This is a genomic window from Desulfocicer niacini, from assembly GCF_054657595.1.
Genome location: NZ_BAAHYK010000096.1, coordinates 1 through 7,001, shown reverse-complemented (window position 1 = coordinate 7,001; position 7,001 = coordinate 1). Strand labels below are relative to the sequence as shown.

General features: G+C 48.1%; 6 protein-coding genes. All 6 read right to left on the bottom strand.

The window, feature by feature from the left end; genetic code table 11:
- Window positions 1–564 precede the first annotated feature (564 nt).
- The 6 genes from ACYQ2M_RS24345 to ACYQ2M_RS24320 all read right to left on the bottom strand — a co-directional run bounded on the left by ACYQ2M_RS24345 (window position 565) and on the right by ACYQ2M_RS24320 (window position 6,822).
- The gene (locus tag ACYQ2M_RS24345; RefSeq protein WP_459918996.1) at window positions 565–957 is read right to left on the bottom strand and encodes a hypothetical protein; all 393 of its coding nucleotides are present in this window, start codon (window positions 955–957) and stop codon (window positions 565–567) included.
- Between the two features lie 125 nt (window positions 958–1,082).
- Window positions 1,083–1,883 (bottom strand): dimethyl sulfoxide reductase anchor subunit family protein, encoded by an 801-nt coding sequence (locus ACYQ2M_RS24340; protein ID WP_459918995.1) that lies wholly within the window; start codon window positions 1,881–1,883, stop codon window positions 1,083–1,085.
- Entirely contained in the window at window positions 1,880–2,449 is a 570-nt protein-coding gene (locus ACYQ2M_RS24335) for a 4Fe-4S dicluster domain-containing protein (RefSeq protein WP_459918994.1), read from the bottom strand. The genes ACYQ2M_RS24340 and ACYQ2M_RS24335 overlap by 4 nt, the downstream gene beginning before the upstream one ends.
- Window positions 2,450–2,461: 12 nt before the next feature.
- Window positions 2,462–4,735 carry a molybdopterin-dependent oxidoreductase gene (locus ACYQ2M_RS24330; protein WP_459918993.1) on the bottom strand — a complete coding sequence of 758 codons (2,274 nt, stop codon included), beginning with the start codon at window positions 4,733–4,735 and terminating at the stop codon, window positions 2,462–2,464.
- A complete protein-coding gene (locus tag ACYQ2M_RS24325) occupies window positions 4,732–5,298 on the bottom strand; it encodes a TorD/DmsD family molecular chaperone (RefSeq protein ID WP_459918992.1) in 567 nt (188 codons plus the stop codon). Before ACYQ2M_RS24325 ends, ACYQ2M_RS24330 begins: the two co-directional genes overlap by 4 nt.
- A 195-nt stretch (window positions 5,299–5,493) precedes the next feature.
- Window positions 5,494–6,822 (bottom strand): helix-turn-helix domain-containing protein, encoded by a 1,329-nt coding sequence (locus tag ACYQ2M_RS24320; RefSeq protein ID WP_459918991.1) that lies wholly within the window; start codon window positions 6,820–6,822, stop codon window positions 5,494–5,496.
- Window positions 6,823–7,001 lie beyond the last annotated feature (179 nt).

Sequence of the window (7,001 nt, the reverse complement as noted above, 5' to 3'; positions counted from 1 at the left end):
AGGATATCAGGGTCGGGCGTATCAAGCTCGTTGATAAAAGACAAAATGCAAGGACGTTTAACCCTGTCAATCTGAGCCGGTTATATCTTATGCCGACGCAAAGGTGAAAAAATGAAAGACCTGCCGGCCTGGTTCGGCTTTAAACGATATCCCTTTGACAAAGAGATCAGCACCGAAGACATAAACACGAAATAACAGTTTCGGTGAAACGGAGTCGGGCTCTTCTGGGGAGCAACCCGGCGAGGGATAGCCGAAGTGGGGAGCATTTATATAAATGCCCTTGGGGGGGGGGAAGCAGTTTTTTCTGCTTCCCCCTCCTTAGTTTTATCAAAATTTTCCGCTTATCTTTCGAATTCACTTATCTAACAGGATAATATCCGAAAAGTAAGAATAAACAGAGCCGCATAGAAATTTATAAGCAAATCATTAACATCAACCGATATCGCTTGCAATCGTTTCTTTCATTTTTCAAAACTTTCCATATATATCACCCTTCTATATTCATCCAAGGATGTCTGTAACGATTAACGGCAGCAAGGACGGAAATACAAAAATGCTGCCGGGTTAAGGGGTTACTTCAATTTTAACCTCACCGTTGTAAATCGTATCTGTCTTTATGCCGCCGCAGCTGGATTTGGCAATAAGCGAGACCACGACGGTGTATCTGTAAATTCCCGGGACATGGAAGACCATGCTCGTATCCGGAAAGCCGGTAACTAATTCTGGTTTTGTCTCTTTCCCCAAATTTGGCGTCTGCTCTTCACTCATGTTTACGGCCAGGAAAAACCCCACCGGCTGCTGCGGAGGATCCAGGACGAAAGACAACACAATTTCCTCACCCACGGCACCGCCAAGGTGATCCCCTACCACCCGCGCTTTATAGCTGTGATTCACCAAGGGGCAGGCATTGGCAGGAAGATCACCTGCCCAAAGCGGTCTGTATAAAAACAGCGTCAATAATATCGCCTGAACGCTGATGCGTAAAAAGGCAGAAGTACCCATTTTACCTGGAAACATCATGTAACACCGGGGGGGGCTCATTTCAACACACTCATGTTTCGTAACCTCCTCCAACATTGAGGTTAATAAAGACCGCCCATATTAGCGGCCATATGCACCGTATTGGCAAAGAACACAGCCCGGCCAAGAAATTCGCCGGCCAGGATAAGAATCCATAGCCAGTTCGGTATCTTTTTTAAGGTGCCGATAACAAGCAGCGGCAGCACAAATCCGATAATTATCCTTGCCCAATACAGGGGCGATCCGATCCATTGTTCGCCGGTCTGTCTCATGACCTCCCCTCCGGAAAGCCAGATGCAGGGCACGATTAAATAGACGACCAGCCCGACGATAAGACCGTTAACAAGAATTTTACCCATGACCGGCTTTGCTACGTCCGGGGCGAATATGACACCGGTGCCGGCTCCCAGCAGGATTGCCGTAAGAATAAAAAACACAAAGGGCAACACATTGTTCAGCGCCGGGAAGCTCGGCGGAGAATAGGTCATGCCCATGCAATAAATGGCCACCAGACCGATGCCCCCGGTTACAACGATAAGGGCAAGCCGTATTTTCTCACGCATGACCACCAGCCCCAGCACCACCAGGCCCAGGAACAGGCCGACACTCAATGCTTCACGGCTGAGCCAGGCTGTTTTGAGATGCGTGGTGGCCCGGATCATCCCGCCGGGATGCCCCAGGTGAAATACCGAGGCAACCATACCGATTAAAAGCGCACCACAGGCAAGCATCCATTCTGACCGGATCCTGCCGGGTTCCGGGTCGGGCCCGACCAGTTGTTGAATGGTGCTCATGGCCACCAATCCGATGGACAGCTGGCTTAACACGGTAAACAAAATCAATGGTGTTTCATAAGTATTCATATATCATCCCTCCTCACCACCACGGGTAGTTTCGGTACGCGAAAGCGAACAGACGGGTTCAAAGACGGCTGTTTTGGAAATCCGGGAGCAAACCTGACAGATCCTGTTGAATCAAATTCAGCCAGATCAATCACCTGAATGGCATCCACCGGACAGGAAAGGACACACATGGGTAAGCGGCCGGCATCAATACGCTGCCAGCACAGGCTGCACTTCTCCGCTTTTTTCAAAACCGGGTTGTATTGCGGTGCCCCATAAGGGCAGGACCGGACACAATTGCCGCAGCCGATACACTTTTCCTGTTCGTGAACCACAATTCCGTCTTTTTCCCTTTTATGGTATGCCTTGACAGGACATACGTTCAGGCAAGTCGGATTTTCACAGTGATTACAGGCCAGGGAATAAAAAGCCCGCTCCTTGTGCGGATAGATCTCTTCCTTCAAGGGATAAACCTTTCGCCAGGTAACACTTTTTTCCTGATGATATTGATTTTTGCAGGCCATGGCACAGGTAAAACAGCCAATACACCTTTCGGAATCAACCAGAAAACCAAGTTGTTTTTCCATTTTTTAATCTCCTTATGCCTTAATGACTTCTGCGAACTGGTCATGAATTGCCACACCAGGAGCACCGGCTTTGTAGCCTCCCATATCCGCCGAGGTATCATCCACCAGATTCTGGCAGTTATAATCATTCTTATTAAACCAGGCCTCATACATCAGGACAGCATCCACCGGGACATTATCTGTCAGAGAAGCAGTTATGGTTACCTTGCCGACCCTGTTTTTCACAGTGACCATATCCCCATCGGAGATATCCCTGGATCCGGCAGTCACAGGATTGATATATACATAAGGCTTTTCGTTGAATTCCTCCATCCAGTCCAAATTCACAAACTGGGAATGGATACCAAACTTTGTATGCGGAGTTAACAGCCGCAGCTTATCGTATGGTTTGCGGCCTGCCACATACTTGGGCAAGGCATTGAATCCGTGCTTGGCACAGAGATCTGACTTAAACTCATATTTGCCGGACGGGGTTGAGAACTTGCCGTCCGCCCAGGGAAGCAATGCTTTTTTGGCTTTGTACGTGCTTTTTTTCAGATCTTTCCAGGAATTAATACCAAAAAGATCATGGATTCCCTTGTTGAATTCTTTGGCCATCCACTCCTTGGTGTCGATATCCGTTGGGAAAGTGCAGGATCCCGGTTTGAGCTCATTTATTTTTTTAGAAAGCGCGGATGCGATTTCAATATTGGATTTAGCTTCATGCAGTGGTTTTACAGACTGTTCATTGATTGACATCCAATAATGCCAATAGCCGACATTGACCGTCCACTCTTCAAATAAGGTGGTTACCGGCAGCACGATGTCGGCCTGCTCAACTGTCTGGTTAAAAAACTGGTCCACCACAACAACCATTTCCAGCTTTTTGAATGCCTTTTCCATCTGGTTTCGATCAAAATCCTGACTGAACGGATTTTTGCACGCTACCCACAACATCCGTACCGGCGGATCAGAGGCATTCAAGAGTTCCCGGGCTGTTTTGTTGATGTTTAGCGTACGGTTTGAATAGGAGGGCCCTTTTTCATCCTTAGTAAAATCAAATTCCCCCTTGGCCGCAGGTCCAAGGTAGCCTTTTGCCCCCTTGGGCGTCTGCTGAACCAAGGCGTGGTAATTAAAGCCCCAAGTCATCAAATGACCATACCGGGCGCCGCCGCCTTTCTTTCCGATATTTCCGGTCATGGCCACCAACGCGTCAATGGCTCTTACATTGGCCCCGCCGTTTACATGGCGCTGCAAACCGTACCCGATCCAGATCGTGGCAGGATCATTTGTGGCAAACTCCTCTGCCACACGGGTGATCCGGTCTGCAGGTACGCCGGATTTTTCAGATGCCCACTTCACTGTCACTTCGCTGCGAAGGTAATCGGTAAACTCCCTGAAGCCCACACTATTGCTTGCAACCCAGTCTTCATCCACCAGCCCTTTATCCAGGATATGCCTGGCCATACCAAGGGCCAGGGCCCCGTCTTCAGAAGTCTTTATCTGCCAGTACTCATCGGCTTTTGCCGCCGTCTGGGTCAGGACGGGATCGATGCACAAGATCTTTGCACCCCGTCTTTTAGCCTCATAAATATACTTCATGGAATGGACCGAACACCAGGCCGGATTAACCCCCCACAGAATGATATAGCGGGCGTCCACCATATCTTCCGGGTCATTGCACCACATATTTCCCATATCGTAATTCTGGGCATCGATCCCTGCGGGCCAGCAGGGTGTTCCCACCATGCGGGTGGTGTAACCCAGAGATGAAAACATCCCTTCCACGCCATAATTTGTGATCCCGAAGTTTCCCGAATATTTCGTCAAGGCCAGGCCGAGCATGGAACCGTCTTTTTCGTTCATCTCGATCATTTTCTTGCTGATACGGGTCAAGGCATCATCCCAGGATATCCGTTTCCAGTTCCCGGTTCCCCTTCCCTGCTGCACCATGGGGTATTTGATACGATCCGGGGAGTAGAGCCTTCGAATATAGGAATTTCCTTTTACACAGAGTCCGCCGTTGGTGTAAGTCGATTCAGGAGCCCCTTCTACGAATTGCGCCACCCCATCCTTGACGTATGTGACAATCCCGCAACTGTCGTAGCAATTCCGTGGACAGGCATTTCGAAAGGTCTCATATCCGCCCTCATAGATGATTCCGGCTGCAGAAGCTGTCTGCGATCTTAAAAACCCGCAGGGCATTGCCGCAGCCACACCTGCTGCAGTCAACCACTTCATGAACCGGCGCCGTGTCATTGGACAGTCCATTGCCTTTTCAACATCATTCTTTGTCCATTGGGTCATTGATCATATCCCTCCTGTTTTGTTTCCCGATTATTAAACCAAGCTTCCAACCGATCTAAAGCCAGGTCGACAACCGGGTGCCCAGTATCTGCACTGCGGGCTTGATTTAAAAATTGCGGCAGCCATGTCCCAAGGTGTTCCTCCAGAAAATACTGCCACAGGATACGGGGTTCTTCTGCATCCTGGTTTTCAACCATGTCCAAAAGGCCCACAGCAGCGTCCAGTTCTACACCAAGATGGTCATCCGGCAGGTGCCCCAACAGCGGTGAGACCAATCCGGCCATTTCATAAAGCCGTCTGACCTGCAGTGTACTTTTACCCATCAACTGCGGCTCCGACTCAAGGTAATAGGATGCGTACGGGGGGGCTTCCAGGGCTTTGGGCCCTACAAAAAGCCGGTTAAAGGCAAATTCCGCCTCTTCCCAGTCCGTATCATCCATCTTGACCGCCTTGGTGCTTTCACCAGCCAGTGCCATACCGGCCTTTGCCAGTTCATTACCGGTCCTGGCCAGAAAAAAATTACGCAAGGATTTAAGTGTTGTGTTTTGAGCGTTATCCATCATGGTCTCCTGTGTCTGTCGTGCAAAGATGAATTCAGCGTATACCTTTTTACATAGATAGGGAAGATGAGGAAATAGGTAATTAATGAGTATTTTAAACTACCCATTAATCAAATTTTGGCGGGGTGCTGCCGGCTGGAAAAACAGGCCTGCTACTTCATAACAGTTTAATTTGACTCTTTAATAAAATATTGGAATTTATTTTGTTTTAGATTCAGGCTGGGCGGTCTGGTTTAAAAAGGTACTCAGATTTACATTGCGGTTCTGTAAATCCAGTTTCCGACGGATATTTCTACGGTGTGTCTGAATGGTCACTGTGGACAGATTAAAGGCATCTGCAATTTCTTTGGTAGAGGCACCTGCCTGGATGAACCGGCAGACCTTCATTTCCATGGGCGTCAGTTTCAAAAGCAGGGCATGACGATCGTCTTTCCCGCCCCAGGTAAGCTTAAGCAGCTGGTCTTCTATAATATCAAGATAGGTGTTTCTAATCGATTGGGATCGTTCTTTACGCACGGGATCCAGTGCCGGAAGCAGCGTGGTACGGATGGTATCACCGACGCTTTTCTGGAACGCTTCGCGTTCTTTGTCCACAGACTTCATCACCGTTCGCAGGGTCACGTTCATCTCCTGCAGCTGGTTCTTTTTCTTCAGCAGTTCTGAAGTTTTTTTGGTCACCATACTTTCCAGTATCTCGCTCTGCTTTACATGGGCAGAAACATCTTTAAGAATAACAAGATATCCATCCGAAGCCAGACTGACTTCATTCAGGGAAACAAAAACGCAATGAAAATACAGGTTGTCCCCCAAGGATATCTCTAAAGGGTTATTTTGTGTATAATATGCACACAGTTTTTCAAGAGAACGCTTTTCCAGCCCAAGCAAGGCGATAATGTGCTCATCTTTCGGATCACTTTTAAAGTACTGCCGTGCTGATTGGTTGGCTTCGATGACAATCCCCTGGGTGTTTATCACCATAACGAGATCGGATATTGAATCTATCACATTCTCAAATTTACATTTTTCCATGGTCAGCCGCCGGTTAGCGGTGTTCAGGGAATCGGCAGCCTCTTGTTGAGACAAGATGCTCCAGTCGCGAATGATGATGATTTCAAGTGCATCCGCCCAGAGCCGGATATACTCTGCAGCTTCCTTTTTTTGTGCTTGAGGTTCGTCTCCTTCATTGACCATTTCCAGTACGGAGTGCACCAGTGTTTTGAAACACCCCACAAACATCTCCCCGGTCACCCCCCTGGAACGATGCCGCCGGGAAGTCTGGATGATCTTATCAGCCCAATTCCCCTTATTGGCGATCAATTCACCAAAGCTTACGCAATGTCCCTTTTTTGCACCCTTCAGCAGGGGCTCAAAAAACCACTGATATGACAGAATGCAGTCCTGCCGTTTGGCAGTTGTGCTTTCCAGATATCCGGCTTTTCCCATATTAGCCGTCCAGCGGGGTAAAAAATCATCAATCTGATTGCCCAGATGCTGCAGGATTGCCGATGGAATTTTAAAGGCCGTCATAAAAAAACACCATTTCAATATAATTAAAAAATTATAACCCGTGGAATTGTATCCCAACCGTGTTGATTACAACATTCTTTCTACGTCTTTTCAAAGCAAAATTGCAAATTAATTCAACCGCTGATATGTGTATAGTCATTTTTTTAATGTAGGGAAGTCGCAATGAATTTTTGACCAAC